Genomic DNA, 223 nt, shown 5'->3' on the forward strand with positions numbered 1-223 from the left:
GCCCTTACGGGCTGGGCTACACACGTGCTACAATGGCGGTGACAATGGGCAGCGAACCCGCGAGGGGGAGCTAATCCCAAAAAGCCGTCTCAGTTCAGATTGCACTCTGCAACTCGAGTGCATGAAGGCGGAATCGCTAGTAATCGTGGATCAGAACGCCACGGTGAATACGTTCCCGGGCCTTGTACACACCGCCCGTCACACCATGGGAGTTGGTCTTACC

The 223-nt window shown here is 57.4% G+C and carries 1 rRNA gene; it reads left to right on the plus strand.

Features of this window, described 5'->3' with window-relative positions:
* Nucleotides 1–223, plus strand: a 16S ribosomal RNA gene (locus tag E4K09_RS24390); the annotation flags it as partial.

This window comes from Microvirga pakistanensis (assembly GCF_004458765.1).
GTDB classification, from domain to species: domain Bacteria; phylum Pseudomonadota; class Alphaproteobacteria; order Rhizobiales; family Beijerinckiaceae; genus Microvirga; species Microvirga pakistanensis.